The sequence below is a fragment of the Pseudactinotalea sp. Z1732 genome (assembly GCF_049724975.1).
Lineage (GTDB): Bacteria > Actinomycetota > Actinomycetes > Actinomycetales > Beutenbergiaceae > CALKWS01.
Genome location: NZ_JBMPQC010000004.1, coordinates 292,975 through 317,429, shown reverse-complemented (window position 1 = coordinate 317,429; position 24,455 = coordinate 292,975). Strand labels below are relative to the sequence as shown.

Here is a 24,455-nt window from a genome sequence, read left to right as displayed (position 1 = left end):
GGCTCTTCCACTTTCAGCGTGGTGAGGGGTGTTCACGCCGCCTTTGGTGACGTCGTGTAGGCCATTATGCGGCAGCGGTAGTTGTCATGATTGCGATACCCGCGTCCGATGCGTTTGAAGGTCTTGGCGGTCAGGTTCGCCGCCTCGGTTCGGGCGTTGGTGGTGCGGGTGCGGCAGAAGGTGAGCAACTCCCGGCGCCACGCAGACAACGTCTTGAACAGCCGGCGCGGCTCGGGCAGGCGGGTGGCCCGCACCGCCTTCTCCAACTCCGACCAGGCCCGTTGGAACGCTGCGGTGTCGCGGGTGGCCATCAACTGGCGCACGTGTTCCTTGATGCCCCAGGCCACGGCCAGTTCGATGTCGGCCTCCAGGATCTCCTGGAGACGTTCTCGCTGGCGCACCGAGAGTCGGTCCCCGGCGCAGGTGAGCAACTTGCGATACCGCCAGGGCGGGTCGATCAACCGGCCCCGCCGGCCATGAACCTCCCAGGCCCGGCGTCGGCGCACGTCGGTGAGCATCTGGTTGGCCAGGCGGATCACGTGCCAGTGATCGACACTGATCTTCGCTTTCGGCAACACCTCGCGAACGGCGGAGCGGAACTCACTGGACATGTCGATGGCGACTGTCTCCACGCGTTTGCGCCACCACCGCGGCCGGGCCCGCAACCAGGACTTGACTGCGGCCGCCCGGGGTCCGTCGACGACGTCGAGGATCGCGCCGGTGTCCAGGTCGGTGAATACGACCGACCACGGCTCTACTCGCACCGTGGCCCCGATGTCGGCGTCTCGGACATAGCGCACCTTGCGGAAGCGGTGCTCATCGATCCCCAGCCGGCGCACCAGGCGCGAATCGGCGTGCCCGTCTACATCCAAGGTCTGGGTGGCCAGGCGCATCACTGTGGTCCACGACAACCCATGCTCCCCGGCCACCCCCAAGACCGCCCGCGGCTCGGTGCGCAGCGCCCCGGCCACCGTCGCAGCCAAGCGCGTAGTCACCCTGGCCCGGGCCGGCAACTCCTCGGTGACCTCGGTGAACGTGCCCCGCGGGCAAACCTGCTCGGCGCACAGGTATCGGCGCTTGCGCACCCGCACCACCACCGGCTGCCCGCCGCAACTGACGTCTCTGACCTGCTGGACCGGGCGCGAATGCACCCGGTTCGACATCACCCCACACGAGGGACACCCGTCCTCGCCGGCAGTGGTTTCGATCAGCACCACCCGCTGCCCATCGGCACGCCGCGAGGCGGTGATCACCCGGTAACCGGGCAGGTTGAACAGAATCGACGCAGCATCGCGCCGGTGCGTATCGTGGCACACAGGCTCGTGGTCCCTTCTCCAACTGGATGCTTTGACAACACCCATGTTGGATCAGGGCCACGAGCCCCTACCTCAACGGCACACCACGCTCAAAGTTGAAGAGCCATGATGGTGCCGATCCTGTGCCACCGGCGCGGCCTGCCCACCGCCAGCCTGGACGCCGTCGTGCGCTTGGAGCACAAATACTGGAACCGCCTGATCCAGGCCCGGGTGATCGACGCCCTGCCGGCCTTCGGGCTTCTGGACCTGGAGGCCGAGCCACCGCACCTGCCCCAGGGGGTGGACTACCCGGCGTGGATCAAACCCGCCATGTCCGCCTCCTCCGAGGGTGCCTACCACGTCGAGGACGCCGACCAACTCGCCGAGGCGATCCCGAGCGCACGCGAGGACGTGGTGCGGATGGGTCGGCCCTTCGAGGACATCCTGGCGATGCTGGACCTCCCTGCGGAGATCGAACAGATCGGCGGCGCCGTCTACATGGCAGAGGAGGAGGCCACCGGACGGCAGATGACCGTCGAAGGCTTCATTCACAACCAGCAGGCCCACATCTACGGCCTGGTCGATTCCACCTCCTACCCCGGCAGCGCCAGTTTCCAGCGCTACACCTACCCCTCCAGCGAGCCCGACCGCGTCGTGGAGCAGGTCGCCGACGCCTCCCGCGAGGTGATCCAGGCCTCCGGTCTGGACAACTCCACCTTCAACATCGAGTTCTTCTGGGACCCCGGCACCAGCCGGCTTCGGCTGCTGGAGGTCAACGCCCGCCACTCCCAGGCGCACGCCACCTTGTTCGAAATGGTCGACGGCGTCCCGAACCACGCCGCGATGGTGGCCCTGGGGCTGGGCCGGCGTCCGCACATCCCGGATGACAAGGGCCCCTACCCGGTGGCCGCCAAGTGGTTCCTGCGTCACTTCGCCGACGGCGTCGTGCGCCGGGTGCCCACCGCGGAGCAGATCGCGCAGTTCGAGCAACGCGTGCCTGGAACGAAGGTGGACGTGGTCGTGACCGAGGGCAGCAGACTGTCCGATGGCTACTTCGAAGACAGTTACTCCTTCGCCCTCGCCGAGGTGATCACCGCCGGCACCGATGACGCGGATCTGCAGCGCAAGTACGACGAGTTCCTGCAGGCCCTGCCCTTCGAGATCGACGACGACGAGGAGGCCTGAGTGCGCACCGTCACCTCTCTGCCGCATCAGGTGAGCGAAACCGAGCACCTGTGGGTCCCGATGCGCGATGGCACCCGGCTGGCCGGCCGGTTGTGGCGGCCGGTCGCCTCCGACGATGAGCCGGTGCCCGGCGTGGTGGAGATCATCCCCTACCGCAAACGTGACCTGACCGCCCAACGCGACTCCATCCACCACCCCTACATGGCCGGGTACGGGTACGCCTGCTTGCGCGTCGACCTGCGCGGCTCCGGGGACTCCGAGGGCGTCCTGGAGGATGAGTACCTGGAGCAGGAGCTGCAGGACTGCGAGGACGTGCTGGCCTGGCTCGCCGACCAGCCCTGGTGCAGCGGGCGCACCGCGATGATGGGGATCTCCTGGGGCGGCTTCAACGCTCTGCAGGTGGCCGCCCGGCGCCCAGCCAGCCTGGGCGCGATCGTGACCGTGTGCTCCACCGACGACCGGTACACCGACGATGTGCACTACATGGGCGGGTGCCTGCTCACGGACAACCTGTCCTGGGCATCGACGATGTTCGCCTACAACTCCTGCCCGCCCGACCCCGCGATCGTGGGCGATCGTTGGCTGGACCTGTGGAAGCAGCGCCTGGAGGGCAGTGGCCTGTGGCTGGAGTCCTGGCTGGAACATCAGCGCCGGGATGAGTACTGGCGGCACGGTTCGGTGATCGAGGACTACTCCGCCATCGAGGTGCCGGTCTTCGCCGTCAGCGGCTGGGCCGACGGGTACTCCAATGCCGTGTTCCGGTTGCTCGAAGGCCTGCAGGTGCCCTCCCGCGGGCTGATCGGGCCGTGGAGCCACAAGTACCCGCACCTGGGCCAGCCCGGCCCGGCGATCGGGTTCCTGCAGGAGGTGGTGGGCTTCTGGGACCACTGGTTGAAGGGCGAGCGTGACAACGGCGCGATGGACGGTCCGCAACTGACCATCTGGATGCAGGACGCCGCTCCCCCGGCCACCACCTACGACGACCGTCCGGGGCGCTGGGTGGGTGAGCCGACCTGGCCCAGCCAGCGCCTCACCGAGCGCGTCTACCCGCTGGAGCTGTACAAGATCCTGGACCCGGAGCAAGCCGGCTCCAGCCAGATCAGCACGCAGACCTCCACGGTGAAGTCCCCGCTGTCTGTGGGCCAGTTCGCCGGTAAGTGGTGCTCCTACAACGCCCCACCGGACATGCCCTATGACCAACGGGAGGAGGACGGCGGGTCCCTGGTGTTCAACGGGGAGGAGTTGACCGAGACCCTGGAGGTGCTCGGGGCCCCGGTGGCTGAACTGGACGTGTCGGTGGATCAGCCGGTGGCCCAGGTGGTGGTGCGCCTGTCCGACGTCGCACCGGACGGTGCGGCGACCCGGGTGACGTACGGCGTACGCAACCTGACCCATCACAGCGGCTCAGACTCGCCGTCAGCCCTCACTCCCGGGGAACGCCTGAAGGTGCGGGTGCCGCTGAACGGGATCGCGCAGTCCTTCCCACCCGGGCACCGGCTGCGCCTGGCTGTGTCCACGTCGTACTGGCCGGTGGTGTGGCCACCACCGGAGCCGGTTCAGATGACGGTGCATCCGGCTACCAGTTCCCTGGTGCTCCCGGTTCGACCCCTCGGGGTGGACGACGGCGAGGACGCGCCCACGTTCGCTGAACCCGAGGGTGCCCCGCCGCTGGAGGTGACGCAGATCGAACCCGGTGAGCAGGACTGGCGGGTGAGCCGGAACATGGTGGACCTGACCGGTGCGCTGGAGGTGGTGAAGGATCTGGGGGTGGTGCGCTTCGACGACATCGATCTGAACGTGCACCGCAATGCCAACGAGCGCTATACCTTCACCTCCGGTGACTTCAACTCCGTGCGCGGCCAGACCCTGTGGCAGATGGGCTTCTCCCGTGGCGATTGGGAAGCGCGCACCACCACCCGCACAGTGCTGACGTGCTCACCGACACACTTCCACCTGTACGCGGAGTTGGACGCCTGGCACGGGCCCGAACGCGTGCACTCGGCGACGTGGAGCCGGCAGATTCCGCGCGACCACGTGTAGCGGGAATCCTCAGCCGGCCGCCGGGGCAGCAAGCAGGTCCGCCAACGGCTCCGGATCCGGGGCACCGGGGTCGGGTCCCGAGTCGGCGAAGACGGTGACCTCCGTTCCCGTCCGGCGGTAGCGATCGCTGAGGCGCTCGAGCCGGATGGCATTCTTCGCCCGCAGCAGGACCGTCAGTCGCCGAAGGCCTCCTGCACCGCCTCGACGAAGGCCGCCATCGAGGGGTACTCGGCCTGGTAGTCCCATCCCCCGGCGAGTTCGGGTGTGGCCCCCCAGCCGGGTCGATCGTGGCGGCGGTTGATCCACACCGAGTCCAGCCCGTGCCGCTTGGCGGGCACGTGGTCGTGGAACAGGCTCTGCGCCACGTGCAGCAGTCGGTTGCGCTCGATGCCCAGGTCCCCAAGCGTGGTCTCGAGCGCCTCGAAGTGCGGATCGGCCGGCTTGTAGGCACCCACATCCTCGGCGGTGATGACCGCGGCGAAGTCACCGCGCAACTGCTCGTTGCTGCCGGTGAATCCGTCCCGGTGCACGTTGGAGAGGATGATCAACTCATACCGCTGGGCCAGGTCCGCGAGCGCCTGCGCGGAGTCCTCGAACGCCGGCCACTGCGGCACCGAGTTCCCCAGCCGGTTGGCCCATCCCTGGGAGACGGTGCGGTTCAGGTCCACACCGGTGCGCCGGAACGCCTCGGCCAGCACCCGCGGGTACCGCCACCCGGGCTCCTCGCGCGCAACGGCCGCCTCGTTCGCGGCGTAGGAGACCAGCAACTCCTCTTCGTTCAGCGCCAGTCCCTGGGTAGCGGCCCACGGGGTCAGCACATCGGCGATCCCCGCCTCCCAGTCGATCAGGGTGCCATAGACATCGAAACTCAGTGCGCGGTAGTGGGTCAGGTTCACATCTCTCCCTCGGTTGCACCGCGCCGGGGTGCCGGCTGGGCATCCTCCGGCCCGATCTCGGGTTCGGTGCGGTTCGGCACCAGCAGGCTGATCACCACCAGCGACACCAGCGCCACCGGCAGCGACACGATCACCGCGTTGACATCATAGGGCTGGCCCATCTGCTCCCACACGATCGTGACCACCACCCCGAGCAGCATCGAGGTCAGCGCTCCGGCTGTGGAGGCACGCTTCCAGAAGAAGATCGCCAGCACCGGCGGCGCGATCGCCACCCCATAGACGGTGTAGGAGTACATCTGCAGCTCCAGCACCGTGGGGAAGTACCGGCCCAGGATGTAGGCCAGGATGCCGATGCCCAGCACCGCCAGGCGGTGGGTGCGCAGCCGCTGTTGGCCATCCAGTTCCTTACCGAACAGGCGCTGGATCGCGTCATAGACCACGTTGCCGGCGCCGGAGAGCAGGAACGAGGAGCCGGTGGTGATGATGAACGCCAGCGCCCCGGCCAGCAGCAGTCCACCGATCAGGGCCGGCAGCACTCCCTCGGAGGCCAGTGACAGCACCGCGGTATCCGGGACGATGTCGGGGAACAGCACGATCGCGGCCGACCCGAGCAGGGCCACCGGCACGGTGACCAGGAAGGAGGAGAAGAAGAAGCCGGCCGCGCTGGAGCGGGCCTCGTTCTCGTTCTTCGCGGCCCCGAACCGCTGGTACATGTTTTGGTCGGCCAGGATGAGCAGGAACAAAGGCAGGAAGAAGCCCAGCAACTGGAGAGCGCTCAGCCCGCCGGAGAACGTGTTGTGCGTCTCCGGCATCTGCGACCAGTAGTCGCCCCAGCCGCCCAGTTCACCGCCGAAGATGATCGGCAGCGCGACCATCAGGCTGATCACGATCACCAGCGCGGACAGGAAGTCACTCCAGGCCACCGATTTCAACCCGCCCGCGAAGGCCAGGAAGGTCACCAGCACCGCTACGACGATCGCGCCCTGCGCGGCGCTCAGCGGGGTGATCACGCTGATGATGTACCCGCCGCCGGTGAACTGGTAGGCGGTGATGCCGATGTAGGCCAGCAGCGTGATCAGCGCGGCGATCAGCCGGACCGAGGGCCCGTACCGCTTCTCCAGCATCTCCGGCACGGTGTAGGTGCTCAACCGGCGGATCCGCCTGGCCAGGAAGTACAGCACGACGATCCCGATCGGGGTGCCGGCCAGGAAGAAGATCGAGGCGAGCGGTCCGTACTCATAGGCGAAGGAGGCACCGCCGATGATGGTGCCCGACCCCACCCAGGTGGCCAGCAGCGTGCCCACCATCACCGGACGCGGCAGCGAACGGCCGGCGAACATGTAGTCATCGCCGGTGGCCATCACCTTCTTGCGGGAGAACCACGCGCCCACGCCCACCATGAGCGCCAGGTACAGGATCAGGATGACGATGTGCACGGTCTGCATCGGGAGCACCTTTGCTGATCGGGAGGGTCGCGCTGGGGCGCGGCCCCTCCATGAAACCCCCGATCCCACCGGAGCGCAATAGATGTTGCGGCCGCATGTCCGGCCCTTCCCCGGCGGCTGGGCCGGGCCTAGCGCACCACCGGCGGGAACAGGTCGAAGTGCTCCCACAGGCCCTCGATGCGGTCACTGGCCAGCGCCGCACCCTCCGGATCCAACGCCACCAGCGCGGCGACGATCGCTTGCACCACCGTGATCGCCGCCACCAGCGAGGGGAACATGCTGGCCCCCTCGCTGGGCACCAGGAGGGTCTCGGTGGCACGCTCGGCGAACTCCGGGCGCACGTGATCGGCCACCACCACCACCGCGGCCCCGGCCTCGGCGGCGATCGTCGCGGCGTTGAGCACCTCCCGCGGGCTGCGCCACAGGTGGAAGACCACCAGCACATCGCCCGGGCGCAGCAGCGTGGCGGCGTTGACCAGGGCCGTCCCGCCCACCTGGTGCAGACGTACGTCGTGGCCGATCGTCTGGGCCAGGTGCGCCAGTTGCAGTCCCGGGGCGGCGAAACTTCCCGATCCCAGCACCAGGGTGACCCGGGCGTCGGCAATCAACCGGGCTACCCGGATGACCTGGTCCTGATCGATCAGCGTGGACAGTCCCTGGAGGTTGGCCAGTTCCCGCAGCACGGTGGCCCGGGCCGGACCGGCGGGGGTGGGGTCGTGCTCGGAGAGCACTTGCGCGGCGGAGAGCCCGGAGAGGAAGCGCGAACGTACTTCCGCCCGCAGCGCCGGCCAGCCGGAGAACTCCAACAACTGCGCGGTGCGCACCACGGTGGCCACGTTGACCCCTGCCAGCCGCGCAGCCGCCGCGGTGCTGGCATAGGACATCTCCCGCTGCTTCGTGGCCAGCAACGCCAGCACCTTCGCCGCGGCGTGCCCGGGCCGGCGCCCCGCCAGGCGGTCGCGCACCCATGCCGGCCACGCTGCACCCTCGGTCATGGCGTCCAGTATGCCGCGCGCCTGCAACAGATGTTGCTCCCTGGTGGTCCCATTGCGAAGATGAGGACGCAGACCCGGCCGGTCGCACCACCGCGCCGCCGGCACCGGCCCGCACCGACGCGAAGGAGATCGTGATGACCGAGGCAACTCTGTGGATCCGTGGGGGCAGTGTGTGCGATGTGGAGGCCGGCACCTCCAGCCCGGCCGACGTGCTCATCACCGACGGGACGATCACCGGCGTCGGCAGCGACGTCAAGGCGCCGGAGGGCGCCGAGCAGATCGATGCCACCGGGAAATTCGTGGTGCCCGGTTTGATCGACTCGCACGTGCACGTCAGCGCCGGGACCGCGAACCTGGGCGCCCAGGCCGAGGACTCCCCGTTCTACGTCGCCGCCCAGACCTCCCGCATCCTCGGTTCGATGCTGCGCCGCGGATTCACCACGGTACGTGATGTGGGCGGAGCCGACTTCGGCATCGCCGCGGCCGTGGCGCAGGGACTGTGGGAGGGGCCTCGGGTGTTCTTCGGAGGCAAGGCGCTGTCCCCCACCGGTGGGCACGCCGACATGCGCGGCCCCGGGCGGCAGGTTCTGGACAACCACACCTGCTGCCCCAATATCGGGCACGTGTGCGATGGGGTGCCCGAGGTGCGCCGGGCCGCCCGGCACCAGCTGCGCACCGGGGCCGACCACGTCAAGGTGATGCTCTCCGGCGGGGTGGCCTCGCCCACCGACCGGATCGACTCCCTGCAGTTCTCCGCCGATGAGATCCGCGCCGTGGTGGAGGAGGCCGGCAACGCCGGGCGTTACGTGACCGGGCACGCCTATACCGCCGCCGCGGTGAACCGGGGCCTGGAACTGGGGGTGCGGTGCATCGAGCACGGCAACCTCATCGATGAGAGTTCGGTGGACCTGTTCAACTCCACCGGCTCCTTCCTGGTGCCCACGCTGGTGACCTACTCCTACCTCAAGAGCGAGGGGGCCGAGGCCGGGCTGCCGCCGGAGAGCCAGGCCAAGGTGTCGATCGTGCTCGACGCCGGCCTGGAGGCCCTGGACCTGGCGAACTCCGGTGGGGTGAAGATCGCCTTCGGCACCGACCTGCTCGGCGCGATGCACCCGCACCAGAGCGAGGAGTTCACCATCCGCGCTCAGGTGCAGACCCCCACGGAGGTGCTGCGCTCAGCCACCCTCACCGGCGCCGAACTGATCGGCGCCGAGGGCAGACTCGGCGTGATCGCACCCGGCGCCCACGGCGACGTGCTCGTCGCCGACGCCGATCCGCTCACCGACGCCGCGGTGCTGGCCGACCCGCATGCGCACCTGTCCGCCGTCATCAAGGCCGGGCGCATCGTGCCCGCGGCCACGAGTCCCTCGGGGTTCTGAGGATGGCGCTCATCCTGCCCGGGGCCACCTACTGGGACGGGGAGTCCTCCGGCATGCGCAGCGCCGACATCGTCTGCTCCGCCGGGGTGATCACCGAACTCGCCACACCGGGCAGCACCCACGCCGGAGCGGACGATGAGGTCCTGGAGGTGCCTGACGCCGTCGTCCTTCCCGGGTTGGTGGACGGGCACGTGCACCTGGTCTGGGACTCCTCCCAGGACCCGGCCGCCCAGGTAGCGGCCGACGGCGAACAGGTCACCGCGATCCGGGCCGTCACCCACGCCAGGGCGCACCTGGGGGCCGGGGTGACCACGGTGGCGGACCTGGGCAGCAACTGGGACGTGTCGTTGGCGGTGGCCCAGGCGGTCCGCGAGGGTCACGTGACCGGGCCGCAGGTGGTGGCCACCGGCCGCACCGTGGTGATGACCGGTGGGCACGACCCGTTCTGGGGCAACTTCTGCGACGGGCCGGACGGCGTGGTGCGCGGCGTGCGCGAGCAGATCTTCGCCGGTGCCCGGATCATCAAGACCTGCGCCACCGGCGGGGTGTACGGACGCGCGGTCGGTGAGGAGGTCGGCGCCTCGGAGTACACCCGGACCGAACTCGCCGCCCTGGCCGGTGAGGCACACCGCCGCGGGGTCCGGGCCACCGCGCACGCGCTGGGCACCGAGGGGATCCGCAACGCGGTGCTGGCGGGTATCGATGTGATCCAGCACGGGGTCTTCCTGACCGAGGACGTGGTGGCCGCGATGGTCGAACGCGGCACCGTCCTGTCCCCGACGCTCGCGGTGTACCGGACCATCGCCGGCGGCAGCGCGCCGGAGTACGCGGTGGCCAAGGCCGCCGCGGTGGTACGCGCCCATCGCGAGAGCGTCCGGATGGCGATCGGGGCCGGGGTACCGGTGATCGCGGGCACCGACTCGGGCTCACCGGGTATGCCGCACCCGGCCCTGGACCGGGAACTGGCCGCGCTGGGCGATGTGGGGCTGGCACCGGTGGAGGTACTCAAGGCCGCGACCTCCCGCGCCGGCGATGCCCTCGGGGTGGATGCCGGCCGGATCCGGGTCGGCTCGCCCGCGGATCTGGTCGTGACGACCGGGGACCCGCTCACCGACCCCGTCTCCGCGACCCGCCCGCGGCACGTGGTGCTGGGCGGGCGGGTGCTCGGCGGCGCTGCGCCCGATGGTCCCGGACCCGGTCGCGCCGAGGCCGGCAGGGTGCCCCGGTAACGGTTGCGCTTCGTAACGCGCCGCCGGACTCAGGATGCGCCGCGGGCGGCCTTGCCCACCGGCCACCAGACGAAGGCGGTCATGGCCAGGGCACTCATCGCCAGGAGCACGAAGCCCATCGTGTAGGCCCCGGTGAGGCCGTGTACGGCGCCCATCACCAGCGGTGGGAAGAAGCCACCGAGACCGCCCGCGGCGCCCACCACGCCGGTGACCGAGCCGACCTGCCCGGTCGGGGTCATTCGCGAGACCAGTGCGAAGCAGGCACCCGCGGCCCCGCCCAGTGTCGCCGCCAGCCCCAGGAAGGCGACGGTCCCGACCGGGAGCAGCTCCAGTCGCATCGCCGCCAGCGCCGCCATCGCGGTGGCGATCCCGAAACACCAGGTCAGCACGGTGACCGGGTGGAACTTGTCCGAGAGCCAACCGCCGGTCGGGCGCGCGACCACCGCGAGCACGATGAAGCCGGCGGTGCGCAGCGCCGCATCACCGGTCTCGAGGCCGTAGTCGTTAACCAGGTAGGTGGGCAGGTAGACGCTGAAGGCGACGAACCCACCGAAGCCGAGTGCGTAGATGAGTGAGAGCTGCAACGTGACGGGCAACTTGAGGGTGTTCCAGGTGCGAGCGAGCATCGACCCGGACGCCGGCACCCGTCCCGGCGCGTCACGCAGCAGCAGCCAGGCCAGCACCGCATAGATCAGCAGCACCGCGGAGACGAGCACGAACGGAGCCTCGGGCCCGAACGCTTCGCGCAACGCCACGGTGGTGAAGGCCGCTACCGCGGTGCCGGCGGTGCCCATGCCGAAGATGCCCAGCGCCAGGCCCCGGCGGGAGGGCGGGTACCAGGAGTTCACCAACGGGATCCCGATGGCGAAGGATGTGCCGCCGATACCGAGGAAGAAGCCGCCGATCACCAGGGTGGTGAAACTCCTGGCGCCCAATCCCACGTACAGGGTCGGCAGGATCGCGAGCAGGCTCACCAGGGGGAACATCACCCGCGCGCCGAGCCGATCACTCAGCGCGCCCACCGGGATGCGCCCGAGCGAACCGACGACGACCGGAACGGCCACCGCCACCGCGACCTGGAACCCGGTCAGCCCGAGTTCGTCACCATAGGTGTTGCCCAGTGGGCCCAGCAGCGCCCAGGACCAGAAATTGATCAGGAATCCCACCGTGGCCAGCACCAGCATCCGGGCGGCCAGGCCTCCGCCGGTCGCTGCGGGCGCAGGCGGCTGCGGGGCGCTTGGGTCGTCAGCCGATCCCGTTTGCCGCGTCGTCCTCGCCACAATCGCTCCCCTGCGTGTACGTGGACTCGATTATGGCCTCTCGCGGCCACCGGCGCAGGACCAATGCGGCACGGATCCGCCCTGTTGCCGTCCGCGTCCGGCCCGGCGCCCCTTATTCGGACCGGCGAGCGGTGGCCAGGAACACCGAGTACCGCGTCCCGTCCCGGTGGATCCGGGTGGCGTCCTGCATCCGGACGTCGGCGAATCCGGCGCTGGTGAGCCGGCCGGTGAGTTCACCGCGGTCGAAGCCGTGGTGGCCGTCGAAGTCGTGGTCATGGAAGGACCCGTCCTCGGCGTCCAGGTCCGCGACGGCCAGGTAGCCACCGGGCACGAGCAACTGGGCGAAGCCGGTCAGGACCGAGTCCAAGTCCCGCACATGGTGCAGCACCAGGGATGTGACGATCAGATCGAAGCTCTCGGCGGGAACCGGTCGTGCCTGCAGGTCCAGGTCCCAGACCCGGGCGTTCATCAGGGCACCGGAGGCGATCTTGGCCTGCATCACCGCGCGCATCCCGGCGGAGTTGTCGGCCAGGGTGAGCGGGCCGACCGAGCCGGCGAGACCCTGGCTGACCAGCCCGGTGCCCGCACCGTACTCAAGCAGCCGCATGCTGCGGTTCAGCGGGACCGCCGCACGGATCGCACCGGCCACCTCGCCCGCCTGAGTGAGTTTGTCCGGGTCGGCATCCCAGGTGGCGGCTTTGACGTCGAACCTCTCGGTGCTCATGGCACTACTCTGGCACGCCTTCACCCGACCCCCGGCACCCTTCCAAGCCCGCGCGATGCACCACCTGAGGCGGATTGGATAGGAGACCGGTGAAATGGTACAGTCCATTGCTGTCCGATAGGCACACCAAAACGCAGTGCCAACGAGGGCAAGGCAAGACCATTCGTCTGCCAAGTGCCGGTCAGGACCTCGCAGCGATCGCCCCATGACGGAGAGCGACCGAGGCCGCTGGACTTTGCCTGCTGCGCCGCCGCGACGACTACCGTCGAGCCGCTGCACGCCTGCGTGCCGATCGAGCGAATCCGACAGCAGAACACTTTCACAAGGAGGCACCGCTTTGGGCGATCCAGAACTTGTCCAGTTCGGGGCGATCACCGTCATCGTGCTGATCATCCTCTTCTACGGAGGCACCTTCTTCGTCTCCACCCGAATCGCCAAGAAGCGCGAGAACGCCGACGGGTACATGACCGCCGGGAACAAGATCGGGTTCGGCATCTCCGCCGCCTCGATGACGGCCACCTGGATCTGGGCCTCCTCGATGTACGCATCGGCGACCTCGGGGTACACCTACGGGATCTCCGGTCCGATCCACTACGGGCTGTGGGGTGCGCTGATGATCCTGTTCATCTACCCCTTCGGCAAGCGGATCCGCCAGGTGGCGCCCCGGGCGCACACCCTGGCCGAGGTGATGTTCGCCCGCCACGGGCGCTCCAGCCAGTTGATGCTGGCCGGTTCCAACGTGGTGGGGAGCGTGATCTCGCTGATGTCGAACTTCATCGCCGGCGGTGCGCTGGTGGCACTGCTGTCGCCGTTCACGTTCCTCCAGGGCGTCTTCGCCGTGGCAGGTGGCGTGCTCCTCTATACCCTCTGGTCGGGATTCCGGGCCTCGGTGCTCACCGACTTCATGCAGGTGATGGCCATGCTGGGCGCTGTCGCCGTGATAGTGCCGGCGATCTTCTTCGCCGCCGACTTCCCCACCGCCTTCACCGCCGGCGCGGACAACCTCACCGCCCAGCAGTCCAGTTTCTTCTCCTCCGAGGCCTTCCTGCGCCAGGGGGCGCCCTACATCGCGGCCGTCCTTGCCTATGCGATCGGGAACCAGACCATCGCCCAGCGCCTGTTCGCGGTGCGCCAGGACCTGATCAAGAAGACCTTCATCACCGCCACCGTGGGCTACGGAGCGATGGTGATCGGGGTGGGCATGCTCGGGGTGCTGGCGCTCTACCTGGGGCTGGAGCCGATGGGCGGGGATCCGAACAACCTGATACCCCAGATGGCCGCCTCCTACCTGCCAGCGGCCCTGCTGGTGTTGTTCTTCGTCATGGTGATCGGGGCGCTGTCCTCCACCGCCGACTCGGACCTGTCCGCGCTCAGCTCGATCGTGATGGCCGACATCTACGGGCAGAACGTGGCCGGCAAGGAGCGGGCGAACCCGAAGGTCATGATCATGGCGGGCCGGCTCACGATGATCCTGGCTACCGCGATCGCGGTGACGCTGGCCAGTTTCCAGATGAACATCCTGGACCTGCTGGTCTTCGTGGGCGCACTGTGGGGCGCACTGGTGTTCCCCGTGATCGCCAGTTTCTACTGGGAGAAGGTCACCAACCGGGCCTTCACCACCGCCGTGATCACCGCACTGGCGGTGTTCATCCCGGTGCGCTTCGGCTGGGTCCCGATGACCGGGTTGACCGGCCTGATCAGCGACGTGCTCGCCGTCATCGGTGTCGGAGTGGTGCTGGGCCTGATGGCCTTCGGGTTCTTCGGAGCCCGGGTCGCCAAGATCGTCGGCGCCGCGGCCACCCTGATCACCGCCCCGTTCGCGATCGGCTTCCTGCACGATTACGCCACGCTGAGCGCCTCCCTGATCGCCTACGCCGTGTCCACGATCGTGTGTGCGGCGATGTCCTGGCGCAGCAAGCAGCGCTTCGACTTCTCCGTGATCAAGCACCGCGTGGGGGACTTCGACCCCAGCGACGACGACGCACTCCCCTCTCCCGGAACGCCGGCTCGGGCCGGGCTCACCCCGGACGTCGCCGCCCTGCCCCATCCCGATGACGATCCCGACCAGCAGCCGGCCCCGGCCGGTGCCCGCTGAGACGGAAGGAGCAACCGATATGCCTGTGTGGTTACTGACCGCCTACGTCCTGACCTGGCCGGTACTGGTGGCCGGGGTGATGCTCGTGATCTTCCGGGCCTTCATCCGCGAGTGGCTGCAGGCCCGACGGGAGGGCCGCGGCATCATCTGACAGCATCCGCCGGATGGGCCGGACAACCGAAATACCGACGGTAAGTTCCACCCAGCCACCCAGCCACCCAGCCACCCAGCCACCGGTGAATCCTTCCAAGTCAGCATTGATCGAGGCTAACCCCAACCACAGCCGAACAATCGCGGCTTCGCGGGCCGTCCGATCCTGAACCTGCGCGAGAGAAACCGGGGGCGCTGGGGTTACTGCCCGTCGACCATCTGGGGCAGGCCGAGCGGGTTGGCGTCCTGCAACTCGGCCGGCAGCAGGTGCTGGGGCAGGTTCTGGTAGGCCACCGGGCGCAGGAACCGGTTGATCGCCGCGGTCCCCACCGAGGTGGTACCGACCGCGGTGGTGGCCGGGTAGGGGCCACCGTGCTGCTGGGCGTAGGTCACCGACACCCCGGTGGGCCACTGGTTCCAGATCACCCGGCCGGCGATCTCGGTCAGCACCGCCAACAGCGGCTGCACGGGGCAGTCGTCCTGCCCGAACACCCCGGCGGTGAGCTGGCCGCCGTAGGTGCGCGCCACCTGCACCGCCTGATCCAGGTTCTCGTACTCCACGACCAACGCGGTGGGACCGAAGCACTCGGCCTGCAGCGCGTCGGGGTCGGCCAGCATCGCATCGGCGGTGGTGCGCAGCAGGGTGGGAACCTGGCCCTCCGGCCCGTCCTGGCCCTGTGCCAGCACCTCGACCTGCGGGTGCCCGCTCAGTTCGCTCAGCGACTCCGCGTGGCCCTTGCCGATCCCCTCGTTCAGGAAGTCGTGCACCGCCGGAAGCGTGGCCGTCTGGAGTTTCTCCACCAGGCCCGAGCCCACCGGAACGAACAGGGTGCCCGGCTTGGTGCAGAACTGGCCGGTGCCCATGGTGAAGGAGCCGATGAAGCCCTCGGCGATCTCATCGGCCCGCTCGGCCGCGGCGGCCTCGGTGACGAAGACGGGGTTGTTGCTGCCCAGCTCGCCGTAGAACGGGATCGGCTCGGGACGGGCGTTGGCCAGGTCGAACAGGGCGCGCCCGCCGGGGATGGACCCGGTGAACCCGGCGGCCTTGATGCGGCGGTCCTGGACCGCCGCGGTGCCCGCCTCGCGCCCGTACACCACGGCGAAGACACCGTCCGGCGCGCCCGCGCGGCGCAGCGCCTCGGTGACGACGTCGCCGGTCATGCGGGACAGTTCGGGGTGGCCGGAGTGGGCCTTGACCACCACCGGATTACCGGCGGCCAGGGCCGAGGCGGTGTCGCCACCGGCCACGGAGAAGGCGAACGGGAAGTTCGAGGCGGAGAACACCAGCACCGGCCCGATCGGACGCAGGTACCGGCGCAGGTCCGGGCGCGGGGCGCCCATCGGCCAGTCGGCGTCGGCGTGGTCGATGCGCACGTCCAGGTGCCGGCCGTCGCGCACCACCTCGGCAAACAGCCGCAACTGGAAGGCGGTCCGCTTCAACTCCCCCTGCAGGCGGCCCTCGGCGAGGTTGGTCTCACGCATGCCCACCGGGATCAGTTCGGATCCGGCGCCCTCCAGGGCGTCGGCCACGCCTTCCAGGGCACCGGCACGGTCCTCGGCGCTCATGGCCGACCACGCCGGTGCAGCCACGGCAGCAGCCTGCAGCACTCGGTCGAGTTGGGCGTGATCGGTGGTGCTTCGGTAGTTGGCGACTGGTGCTGTCATCTCTGCTCCTTCGTTGCATTCGAGTGCGGGTCGGATCCGCGGCGCTCCCGAGCGGGCGGCGCAGCGGTGGAATCGGCCATCGTGGTGAACGTGACGGGCATGGCGACCGGGCGGCGCGCGGTGGAGATCAGGGCGTCATGAGCGGGGGGCCTAGCGCGAGTATCCGCCGTTGCGGCGCCCGCAGCAAGGTGAGGGCCGCCCCCGTTCGCTGCCGGCGCACCCTCGCCGTGCTTCCCGGTACCCCTGCCGGCGGCCTCAGGCGCCCGGCTTCCGCATACCGCGGCGAGCGCGCACATCCGCCCCTGGCACCAGCCCATGCCGATGCGGGTGGTGCCCTTCAGCCCGCGTGGTTCGGCGGCTCCCAACTGGTCACCGGCCTCACGGGCCCGGCTCCACGGCACCTCCTCGCAGCGGCACACGATGGTGTCCGCCTGCAACCAGTCGGTCCAGGCCGGCGGCAGCGGGTGCGCGCGATGCATCGCCCGGGCGAAGGCGCGGTGCTGCCGGCGCACCAGCCGGTCCGTGCGCGAGGTGCCAATCACGGTGCCGTGGGCCAGGGACGCCGCCGACGCTCCGGCGATCCGCCCCTCGGCAACGGCCGCGGCCGCGCCGGCCACGCCGGTGATCTCCCCGGCCAGGAACAGTCCCGGGACCGAACTGCGCTGGTCCTCCTCGACCGTTCCGACCAGGGAACCGTCCAGGTCCACCCGGGTGCGGGCGCCCAGTTGCAGCAGCAACTCGGCCTGCGGGGTGAAGCCCCAGCCGAGACCGACGACGTCGATCCCCCCGATCCGCCGGGAACTGCCCGGGCGGATGCTGCCGCGGGAGTCCACCTTGGCAATGGTGACGGCCTCAACCCGGTGCTGACCGTGGACACCGATGATGGCGGTGCGGGTGCGGTAGGGCACCCGGTGGCGGGCCAGGAGGGCGGCGTAGGCCACACCCTCCTTCAGTTTCGATGGCACCGCCAGGCCGGTGACGCCGCGCGGGAACCAGCCACGCAGGGCCGCTGCCTCGGCGACCCCGCGCACCTGTGCCCCGGCTTGCAGCACCGAGGCCGCCGCGGAGAGCAGGAACGGACCGGTGCCCCCGAGGAAGACGCGCGCGCCGGGTGCCACCCCCTGGGTCTTGATGAAGGCCTGCACTCCCCCGGCCGCCATCACCCCGGGCAGCGTCCACCCGGGGACCGGCACCTGCTTGTCATAGGCGCCCGGGCACAGGATGAGCGTGCGTGCCCGGACGTGACCGGTTTCCGTGGCGGGCGCGGTTTCGGGGACGGCCGCGGTGCTGATGAGGTACCCCGGTGCGACCATCCCGGCGCCGCCGTCGGTGCGGGTGATGGACCACACCTGGGTGCCGGGACGGTAGATCACCTGCCCCGCATCGATCGCCGCGCGCACGTTGGTGGCCAGGCCGGTGTAGGTGCGCCAGCCGTGGTGCCAGCGCGAGGGGTCGCCCGTCTCGGTCGCCTCGTCGGCGTGGCGCCAGTACTGCCCGCCGAACTGGCGGGCAGCGTCGATCAACAGCACCCGCGCACCGGACCGGGCCGCGGCATCGGCCGCGGCCAGCCCGGCCGGGCCGGCACCGACGACGGCGACGTCGGCAGCGTAGGAACCGTCGCCGGTCTGAACGCTCATGGCTGCCCGCTCCCCTGGTCGTCGCTCTCCTCGCGAGGTGCGGCCCCGTCGTCGTCGGCTGTGCCGGTCCGGACCACCATGCCCTCGGCCGCCTGCACCAGGCAGGCGCGCATCGACGGGCGCCCATCGATGCTGACCAGGCAGTCGAAGCAGACCCCGATGCCGCAGAACAGCCCGCGCGGTTGCCCGGCGAAGCGGGTGCGCCGCCAGGCCATCCGGTCGGTCTCGGCCATCAGGACCGCCGCCACCGTGCGGCCCGGTGGCACCTGCACCGCCTGCCCGTCCACGGTGATGGTGAGGTCGCGATCCGGGCTCATCAGGAGGCCTCCTGGTGGTGGGCGTCCGCGGCGGCGCCGAAGCGGTGCGGAGCGAACGGCGCCAGGTCCAACTCGGGGCGGGCGGTGAGGGACTGGGCGATGAGTTTGCCGGTACCCACCGAGAGTCCGATCCCGGCGCCCTCGTGCCCGCACGCGTGCCACAGCCCCTCGGCACGCTGATCCGGGCCGATGACGGGTACGTGATCGGGGCTGTAGGGACGGAATCCGAAGTAGTGGCGCAGGATGCGCACCTCGGCCAGGAAGGGGAACAGAGCCAGCGCGTTCGCCGCGATCAGTTCCAGTGCCGCGGGGTTGGGCCGCTCGTCGAACCCGACCCGCTCGCGGGAGGACCCCACCAGGATGGTGCCCGAGGGCGTGCCCTCCACCACCGGCGAGGCCTGCAGCCCGCTGTCCGAACTACCCACGTTGTCGATGTACTCGGCTGCGTAGACCTTGTGGAAGACCCGCGGCGGCAGTGGTTCGGTGACCAGCACATAGCCCCGCCGCGGTGCCACCGGTACGTGCACCCCGGCCAACTGCGCCACCTGTGCCGACCACGGCCCGGCGGCATTGACCACCGCCGCCCCGGAGAAGGTACCGCGCGTGGTGCGCACCCCGGTGATGCGCTCGGCGCGGTCCCGCACGAAGCCGTGCACCTCGGTCTCGGCGACCACGCTGGCCCCGTACCCGGCCGCCATCCGCAACAGGTGTGCGGTCAGCAGCATCGGCATCACCTGGCAGTCGTCGGGGTAGAACGCTGCCCCGACCGCCTCGTCGCTGATGTGCGGTTCCAACTCCCGCAACGCCGCCACGTCGATGTCCTGCACCCGGATCCCGTGGCTTCGCTGGGCCTGCAGCGCCCGTTGCAACGAGACCATGGAGGAGTCCCGGGAGGCCACGATGATGCCGCCCTTGGCCTCGAACTCCCACAGGTCCGCGAACTCGGCGAGTTCGCCGTGCCACAGCGACAGCGAGAAGTTCGCCAGGTCCAGTTCGGGCCCGCGTTCCTTGTCCGAGACCAGGATGTTGCCCTCGCACCGCGAGGACGTGGCACCTCCCGGGCGGCCGCGGTCCAGCACCGTCACCGACAGCCCGGCCCGGGCGCTGTAGTAGGCGACCGCGGCCCCGACGGCGCCGGCGCCGATGACGATGACGTCGCTGGTCCCGGCGGTGACCTGCGCAGGGTTCACTGAGTCGGCCACCGTCACCCGGAGCCGCTGCCCGGCCCCTCCATCAGGGCCGCGGCGGTATCAGAGGTCGTGGACGCCGCAGGGGTCTCGGCCGGCTCGCTTCCCACGCCCTGGGCCCAGAGCCGGGAGACGTGCCCGATGTGGGTCACGATCAGGTCGTAGGTGCCGGCCGCGTCGCCGGCCTCCATCAGCTCCAGCAGCTGGGTGTGCTCGCGGGCGGAGTCCACCAGCACGCCGGCCTCGGCCAGCGGGCGCAGGGCCTTCAGGCGGGTCTGCCCGCGCAGCCGGGTGGCCAGCTCCACCAGCAGGGTGTTCCCGGAGCAGCGCAGCAGGTCGGCGTGGAACTTCCGGTCCCCGCTGAGGTAGGTGCGCAGGTCCCCGGCCTCGGCAGCGGCGGTGACCTCGTCGGCGAGCCGGTGCAGGCTCGCGTAGTCCGGGGCCGGGATCGTCCCGGCCAGGTCGCGCACCACCGGGGCCTCCAGGAGCGTGCGTACCTCGGCCATCTCCTCCAGGTCACGCGGGGTCATCACGGTCACCCGGAACCCCTTGTTCTTGACCGAGATGACCAAACCCTCCCCGGCCAGGTCCATCATGGCCTCGCGCACCGGGGTGGCGGAGACCCCCAACGGCTCGGCCAGCGCAGGCGCTGAGTAGAGCCGGCCCTCCTCCAGGTCCCCCACGATGATGGCAGTGCGCAGCGCCTCGGTGACGCTGGCGCGCAGGCTCTTGTACTGCTGGATCGTGTGGAGCGGAATGTCCTGAGCCGACGTCATAGTGGTCTCCTGCTGGTCACTGATAGGTAACGACACACTCAACGGTGAGCCGTGTGCCGGTAGCCTACATCGGCGCAATTGCACAGCGCGGTCACAACTCGAATCCTTCGGGATATGGGTCGGAGGGATCCAGGAAGTACTGCGCAGTCCCGGTGATCCAGGCCCGGCCGGTCACGGTGGGCACCACCGCGTCCACGTCGCCGACCTTCGTGGTCCCGGTCAACCGGCCCACGAAGCGGGAGCCGATGAAGGACTCGTTCACGAAGTCCGTGTTCAGCGCCAACTCCCCCTTGGTGTGCAGCTGCGCCATCCGGGCGCTGGTACCGGTGCCGCAGGGGGAACGGTCGAACCACCCGGGGTGGATAGCCATGGCGTGTCGGGAGTGCTTCGCCGTGGAGCCCGGGGCCTGCAGGTACACGTGGTGGCATCCGGTGATGTCGGGGCGGGTGGGATGCACCGGGGCGTCGGTCTCGTTGATCGCCGCCATGATGGCCAGCCCTGCGGAGAGCAGTTCGTCCTTGGCCGCCCGGTCGAACGGCAGGCCCAGGTCTTCCAGTTCCACCACGGCATAGAAGTTGCCGCCGAAGGCCATGTCGTAGGTGACCTCGCCCAGGCCGGGAACCTGCACGCTCGCACCGGTGCGCAACGTGAAGGAGGGCACGTTGGTGATCGTCACCGAGGTGGCCGAACCGTCCTGCACCGCGACCTGCGCCACCACCAGGCCGGCCGGGGTGTCCAACCGGATGGTGGTGACCGGTTCGGTGACCTCGACCATGCCGGTCTCCACCAGCACGGTGCACACGCCGATCGTGCCGTGCCCGCACATCGGCAACAGACCGGACACCTCGATGAACAGCACGCCCCAGTCCGCGTCGTCGCGGGTGGGCGGCTGCAGGATCGCCCCGCTCATCGCGCTGTGCCCGCGCGGCTCGCGCATCAGCAGCCGGCGCAGGTGGTCGTTGTGCTCGGCGAACCAGAGCCGCCGCTCGGCCATCGTGGCACCCGGGAACACGCCTACCCCGCCGGTGATCACGCGCGTGGGCATGCCCTCGGTGTGTGAGTCAACGGCGTGGTAGACGTGTGAGGTTCTCACGAGTGTTCCTTCGTGGTCCCGGGCCGCGGTCCCTGGCGGTTCCGCCGCGCCTGGTGGCTTACTTGTAACCCTTGGCCAGGGCCGCTTCGGTGTCGGCAGTGATGCCCTTGCGCATCCAGTCTGCCAGCGGACCACGCGGCGGACGGGTGGGGCCGCCCTTGAGACCGTAGATGTCCATGGAGAGTTTGATCGCCTGGACGAACTCGGTCTTGGTGTCCCACCGCAGCAGCGAGTGCAGGTCGGTGTAGATCTCACGGGCCTTGAGGAGGTCCTCGGCCTTGCCGGAGGTGGACAGGTTGAACAGTTCCACCGTGGTCTGCGGGATCGCGTTGGTGTAGCCGGCCACCCAGCCCACCGCGCCGGCCAGGCCGGTCTCCAGCAGGGTGTCGTCGGTGCCGATCAGGATGTCCATCTGCGGGCTGAGCTCCTTGATCGCGTACGCGCGGCGCACGTCACCGGAGAACTCCTTGACGCCCACCATGTTGCCCTCGTTGTGGATCCGGGCGATCAGTTCGGGGGTCAGGTCCACCTTGGTGTCGATCGGGTTGTTGTACCCCACCACCGGCAGACCGGCCTTGGCGGCCAGGCGGAAGTGCTCCACCACCTCGTCATCGTTGGCGCGGTAGGTGTTCGGGGGCAGCAGCATCACGGCCTGAGCGCCGGCCTCGGCCGCCTGGTTGGCCCACTTCTCGGTCTGCAGGCCGCCGTAGGCGCCCACCCCGGGCATCACGGCGAAGCCCTCCGGTGCAGCGGCCACGGCGGTCTCGACCACCCGGGCGCGCTCTTCGTCCGACAGCGTCTGGTACTCCCCCAGCGATCCGTTCGGCGCGACCCCGTGGCAGCCGTTCGCGGCAAGGAACTGCACGTGCTCGCCGTATGCGTCGTAATCCACCGACAGGTCGTCCTTGAACGGCAGGGTGGTCGCGACGATCACACCGTGCCAGGGCTTGCGCTCACTCATGAGAGGTCTCCTCTGAATCCCACGTTCGTGCAGAAGGCCTCTGCACACTGGCGCCAGTGTGCTCTACATCGTCTTCAAGTGTCAACTGTGACATTGCACTGGATGTATAGTGCGGGATCAACCGTGACCCAGCGACGCAATGAGGCACTGATCATGACGACTTCCACACCCCCAACCGAGCCGGATCGCACCACGACCAGTGCAGCCGAGGCGTTGCGGGACCTCTATACCCAGGAGTGGGCCTGGCGGACCGGGGAACTCGGCCCGTTGACGATGACCCAGCCCACCGAGGTCGTCGGCTTCCTGCCCCAGGTCGACGAGGCCAGCCAGGAGCGACGCCGGCAACGCTGGGAGCAGACCCTGGTGGAACTGGAACGGATCCCGCGCTCCGAACTCACCGAGACCGAACGGCTCGACTACGACGTCTACGCCCAGCAGCTGCAGACGCTGGTGGCTTCTCAGCGGTTCCGACTGTGGGAGCGCCCGGTGAACGCCGATTCGGCGTTCTGGCGCAACCTCACCTTCGGCGCGATGCGCCAGGTGCTGATGACCGACGACGACGCCCGCACCTACCTGGGCCGGCTCGCCCAGATCCCGCGGTACTTCGCCCAGCAGTCCGAGAACATGCGCGCCGGGCTGGCCCGCGGCTTCGGTCCGCCCCGGATCACCCTGACCGGGCGCGAGGAGCCGGTCCGCGCCGTCGCCCAGGCCGCCGATGTCACCGAGCTGGCCCTGTTCGCGCCCCTGCGCACCCTGCCCGAGGCGATCGAGGCCGCCGTGCGGGAGGAGTTGCAGCAGGAGGCTGCCGCGCTGCTGCGCGAGGTGGTGGTGCCGGCCTATGCCGAACTGCTGGAGTTCCTGGTCACCGAGTACCTGCCGAACCTGCCAGAGAGCATCGCCGCGCACGACCAGCCCGAGGGAGAGGCCTTCTACGCCGCCCAGTTGCGGGAGTTCACCACCACCGACCTGAGCCCCCAGCAGATCTTCGACATCGGCATGGAGCACGTACGCGCGATCCGGGCCGAGATGGAGCAGGTGGCTGCCGAGGTCGGCTTCGCCGGCGACGTGGCCGGCATGCTCGCCTTCATGCGCGCCGACGCGCAGTTCTACGCCAGCACGCCCCGGCAACTGATCGCCGAGGCCGCCTACACCTGCAAGGCCTTCGACGGCGTCATCCACCGCTACTTCGGCCGTCTGCCCGATCAACGGTTCGCGATCGTGCAGACCCCGCCCGACATCGCCCCGTTCGACACCTTCGGGCGCGGGGCACCGGATGCCTACATCCTGAACACCTACAACCTGCCCGCCCGGCCGCTGTACTCCCTGCCGGCGCTGACCCTGCACGAGTCCGCTCCGGGGCACTCCTTCCAACTCTCCCTGGCTCGGGAACTCGATCTGCCGGACTTCCGCCGTCAGTACATGTCCGCCTTCGGTGAGGGCTGGGGGCTGTACTGCGAGCGGCTGGGGGTGGAGATGGGCATGTACACCACGCCCTTCGAGACGATGGGCATGCTGTCCTTCCAGATGTGGCGGGCGGTCCGTCTGGTGGTCGATCCCGGCATGCACGCACTGGGGTGGAGCCGGGAGCAGGCCCAGGACTTCCTGCGCGAGAACACCGCGATCGCCGAGCACGAGATCCTCACCGAGATCGACCGCTACATCGCCTGGCCGGGCCAGGCGGCCGCCTACTACCTGGGGCAGCTGAGCATCCAGAAGATGCGGGCACGCGCCGAGGCCGAGTTGGGCGCCGGCTTTGACATCCGCGACTTCCACGACACCGTGCTGGGGCTGGGCAGTGTGCCGCTGGCCGTCTTCGAGGAGCACATGGAGCGATTCATCGAACAACGCCGGGCCGCACGCGCATGAGCGCGGCGCACCCCGAGGGGCCGCAGCGGGAAACTCACGTGACGCCCCTTTACGTGAGCGTTAACATGGTACGTGCCATTTCGCAGCCCGAGTGGAGGACGCAGCGGTCCGTGCGCGCCGAGGATGCCAGCAGTCTCCGACCGTTTGGGCTACGTAACATGGCACATTGCATGTGTTACATTTCTACGAATGTGACGGGGGCAGCGAGGCGCCACGCCATGGACGAGACGCAGAGCGAGG

General features: G+C 69.5%; 20 protein-coding genes. 7 read left to right on the top strand and 13 right to left on the bottom strand.

Annotated features, from left to right (window positions below):
* Nucleotides 1–32: 32 nt before the first annotated feature.
* Nucleotides 33–1,361 (bottom strand): ISL3 family transposase, encoded by a 1,329-nt coding sequence (locus tag ACPL7H_RS10725; protein WP_424796914.1) that lies wholly within the window; start codon nt 1,359–1,361, stop codon nt 33–35.
* A 63-nt stretch (nt 1,362–1,424) separates the two neighbouring features.
* On the opposite strand from ACPL7H_RS10725, the gene ACPL7H_RS10720 reads away from it, so the two are divergent.
* A complete protein-coding gene (locus ACPL7H_RS10720) occupies nt 1,425–2,480 on the top strand; it encodes an ATP-grasp domain-containing protein (RefSeq protein ID WP_424796913.1) in 1,056 nt (351 codons plus the stop codon).
* Nucleotides 2,481–4,520 (top strand): CocE/NonD family hydrolase, encoded by a 2,040-nt coding sequence (locus ACPL7H_RS10715; RefSeq protein WP_424796912.1) that lies wholly within the window; start codon nt 2,481–2,483, stop codon nt 4,518–4,520. It begins immediately after the preceding gene.
* 173 nt (nt 4,521–4,693) lie between these two features.
* Here ACPL7H_RS10715 and ACPL7H_RS10710 read toward each other — a convergent pair whose 3' ends face one another.
* The 3 genes from ACPL7H_RS10710 to ACPL7H_RS10700 all read right to left on the bottom strand — a co-directional run bounded on the left by ACPL7H_RS10710 (nt 4,694) and on the right by ACPL7H_RS10700 (nt 7,856).
* The gene (locus ACPL7H_RS10710) at nt 4,694–5,416 is read right to left on the bottom strand and encodes an HAD-IA family hydrolase (RefSeq protein WP_424796911.1); all 723 of its coding nucleotides are present in this window, start codon (nt 5,414–5,416) and stop codon (nt 4,694–4,696) included.
* Nucleotides 5,413–6,861 carry a sodium:solute symporter family protein gene (locus tag ACPL7H_RS10705; RefSeq protein WP_424796910.1) on the bottom strand — a complete coding sequence of 483 codons (1,449 nt, stop codon included), beginning with the start codon at nt 6,859–6,861 and terminating at the stop codon, nt 5,413–5,415. The genes ACPL7H_RS10710 and ACPL7H_RS10705 overlap by 4 nt, the downstream gene beginning before the upstream one ends.
* 128 nt (nt 6,862–6,989) lie before the next feature.
* Nucleotides 6,990–7,856 (bottom strand): MurR/RpiR family transcriptional regulator, encoded by an 867-nt coding sequence (locus tag ACPL7H_RS10700; RefSeq protein ID WP_424796909.1) that lies wholly within the window; start codon nt 7,854–7,856, stop codon nt 6,990–6,992.
* A gap of 134 nt (nt 7,857–7,990) precedes the next feature.
* Between ACPL7H_RS10700 and ACPL7H_RS10695 the strand changes: the two genes are divergently transcribed.
* Both ACPL7H_RS10695 and ACPL7H_RS10690 read left to right on the top strand, forming a co-directional pair.
* On the top strand, nt 7,991–9,235 hold the full coding sequence (locus ACPL7H_RS10695) for an amidohydrolase family protein (RefSeq protein WP_424796908.1): 1,245 nt from the start codon (nt 7,991–7,993) through the stop codon (nt 9,233–9,235).
* A 2-nt stretch (nt 9,236–9,237) separates the two neighbouring features.
* A complete protein-coding gene (locus ACPL7H_RS10690) occupies nt 9,238–10,464 on the top strand; it encodes an amidohydrolase family protein (RefSeq protein ID WP_424796907.1) in 1,227 nt (408 codons plus the stop codon).
* A 29-nt stretch (nt 10,465–10,493) separates the two neighbouring features.
* Here ACPL7H_RS10690 and ACPL7H_RS10685 read toward each other — a convergent pair whose 3' ends face one another.
* Both ACPL7H_RS10685 and ACPL7H_RS10680 read right to left on the bottom strand, forming a co-directional pair.
* On the bottom strand, nt 10,494–11,744 hold the full coding sequence (locus ACPL7H_RS10685) for an MFS transporter (RefSeq protein WP_424796906.1): 1,251 nt from the start codon (nt 11,742–11,744) through the stop codon (nt 10,494–10,496).
* Nucleotides 11,745–11,856: 112 nt separating this feature from the next.
* Entirely contained in the window at nt 11,857–12,468 is a 612-nt protein-coding gene (locus tag ACPL7H_RS10680) for a class I SAM-dependent DNA methyltransferase (RefSeq protein WP_424796905.1), read from the bottom strand.
* Between the two features lie 337 nt (nt 12,469–12,805).
* Here ACPL7H_RS10680 and ACPL7H_RS10675 point away from each other — a divergent pair, with 337 nt between their 5' ends.
* On the top strand, nt 12,806–14,563 hold the full coding sequence (locus tag ACPL7H_RS10675; protein ID WP_424796904.1) for a sodium:solute symporter family protein: 1,758 nt from the start codon (nt 12,806–12,808) through the stop codon (nt 14,561–14,563).
* Nucleotides 14,564–14,582: 19 nt separating this feature from the next.
* The gene (locus ACPL7H_RS10670; RefSeq protein ID WP_424796903.1) at nt 14,583–14,714 is read left to right on the top strand and encodes a putative transporter small subunit; all 132 of its coding nucleotides are present in this window, start codon (nt 14,583–14,585) and stop codon (nt 14,712–14,714) included.
* A 200-nt stretch (nt 14,715–14,914) separates the two neighbouring features.
* On the opposite strand, the gene ACPL7H_RS10665 is transcribed toward ACPL7H_RS10670, so the two are convergent.
* From ACPL7H_RS10665 to ACPL7H_RS10635, 7 genes are all read right to left on the bottom strand, one after another.
* A complete protein-coding gene (locus tag ACPL7H_RS10665) occupies nt 14,915–16,378 on the bottom strand; it encodes an aldehyde dehydrogenase (NADP(+)) (RefSeq protein ID WP_424796902.1) in 1,464 nt (487 codons plus the stop codon).
* Nucleotides 16,375–18,015 (bottom strand): FAD-dependent oxidoreductase, encoded by a 1,641-nt coding sequence (locus ACPL7H_RS10660; RefSeq protein ID WP_424796901.1) that lies wholly within the window; start codon nt 18,013–18,015, stop codon nt 16,375–16,377. Before ACPL7H_RS10660 ends, ACPL7H_RS10665 begins: the two co-directional genes overlap by 4 nt.
* A complete protein-coding gene (locus ACPL7H_RS10655) occupies nt 18,012–18,332 on the bottom strand; it encodes a (2Fe-2S)-binding protein (protein ID WP_424787700.1) in 321 nt (106 codons plus the stop codon). Before ACPL7H_RS10655 ends, ACPL7H_RS10660 begins: the two co-directional genes overlap by 4 nt.
* Entirely contained in the window at nt 18,332–19,534 is a 1,203-nt protein-coding gene (locus tag ACPL7H_RS10650) for an NAD(P)/FAD-dependent oxidoreductase (RefSeq protein ID WP_424796900.1), read from the bottom strand. Before ACPL7H_RS10650 ends, ACPL7H_RS10655 begins: the two co-directional genes overlap by 1 nt.
* A gap of 2 nt (nt 19,535–19,536) precedes the next feature.
* Nucleotides 19,537–20,295, bottom strand: coding sequence for a GntR family transcriptional regulator (locus ACPL7H_RS10645; protein ID WP_424787698.1), 759 nt, complete (start codon nt 20,293–20,295; stop codon nt 19,537–19,539).
* Nucleotides 20,296–20,386: 91 nt separating this feature from the next.
* A complete protein-coding gene (locus ACPL7H_RS10640) occupies nt 20,387–21,388 on the bottom strand; it encodes a proline racemase family protein (RefSeq protein ID WP_424796899.1) in 1,002 nt (333 codons plus the stop codon).
* Nucleotides 21,389–21,446: 58 nt separating this feature from the next.
* Nucleotides 21,447–22,349, bottom strand: coding sequence for a dihydrodipicolinate synthase family protein (locus tag ACPL7H_RS10635; RefSeq protein WP_424796898.1), 903 nt, complete (start codon nt 22,347–22,349; stop codon nt 21,447–21,449).
* A 153-nt stretch (nt 22,350–22,502) separates the two neighbouring features.
* Here ACPL7H_RS10635 and ACPL7H_RS10630 point away from each other — a divergent pair, with 153 nt between their 5' ends.
* Entirely contained in the window at nt 22,503–24,215 is a 1,713-nt protein-coding gene (locus ACPL7H_RS10630) for a DUF885 domain-containing protein (RefSeq protein WP_424796897.1), read from the top strand.
* Nucleotides 24,216–24,455: the final 240 nt, after the last annotated feature.

Bases quoted from the DNA above. Each gene is read 5' to 3' on its own strand.
- ACPL7H_RS10725 (WP_424796914.1), bottom strand. From the start codon at position 1,361: ATGGGTGTTGTCAAAGCATCCAGTTGGAGAAGGGACCACGAGCCTGTG.
- ACPL7H_RS10720 (WP_424796913.1), top strand. From the start codon at position 1,425: ATGGTGCCGATCCTGTGCCACCGGCGCGGCCTGCCCACCGCCAGCCTG.
- ACPL7H_RS10705 (WP_424796910.1), bottom strand. From the start codon at position 6,861: ATGCAGACCGTGCACATCGTCATCCTGATCCTGTACCTGGCGCTCATG.
- ACPL7H_RS10700 (WP_424796909.1), bottom strand. From the start codon at position 7,856: ATGACCGAGGGTGCAGCGTGGCCGGCATGGGTGCGCGACCGCCTGGCG.
- ACPL7H_RS10695 (WP_424796908.1), top strand. From the start codon at position 7,991: ATGACCGAGGCAACTCTGTGGATCCGTGGGGGCAGTGTGTGCGATGTG.
- ACPL7H_RS10690 (WP_424796907.1), top strand. From the start codon at position 9,238: ATGGCGCTCATCCTGCCCGGGGCCACCTACTGGGACGGGGAGTCCTCC.
- ACPL7H_RS10680 (WP_424796905.1), bottom strand. From the start codon at position 12,468: ATGAGCACCGAGAGGTTCGACGTCAAAGCCGCCACCTGGGATGCCGAC.
- ACPL7H_RS10670 (WP_424796903.1), top strand. From the start codon at position 14,583: ATGCCTGTGTGGTTACTGACCGCCTACGTCCTGACCTGGCCGGTACTG.
- ACPL7H_RS10665 (WP_424796902.1), bottom strand. From the start codon at position 16,378: ATGACAGCACCAGTCGCCAACTACCGAAGCACCACCGATCACGCCCAA.
- ACPL7H_RS10660 (WP_424796901.1), bottom strand. From the start codon at position 18,015: ATGAGCGTTCAGACCGGCGACGGTTCCTACGCTGCCGACGTCGCCGTC.
- ACPL7H_RS10655 (WP_424787700.1), bottom strand. From the start codon at position 18,332: ATGAGCCCGGATCGCGACCTCACCATCACCGTGGACGGGCAGGCGGTG.
- ACPL7H_RS10645 (WP_424787698.1), bottom strand. From the start codon at position 20,295: ATGACGTCGGCTCAGGACATTCCGCTCCACACGATCCAGCAGTACAAG.
- ACPL7H_RS10635 (WP_424796898.1), bottom strand. From the start codon at position 22,349: ATGAGTGAGCGCAAGCCCTGGCACGGTGTGATCGTCGCGACCACCCTG.
- ACPL7H_RS10630 (WP_424796897.1), top strand. From the start codon at position 22,503: ATGACGACTTCCACACCCCCAACCGAGCCGGATCGCACCACGACCAGT.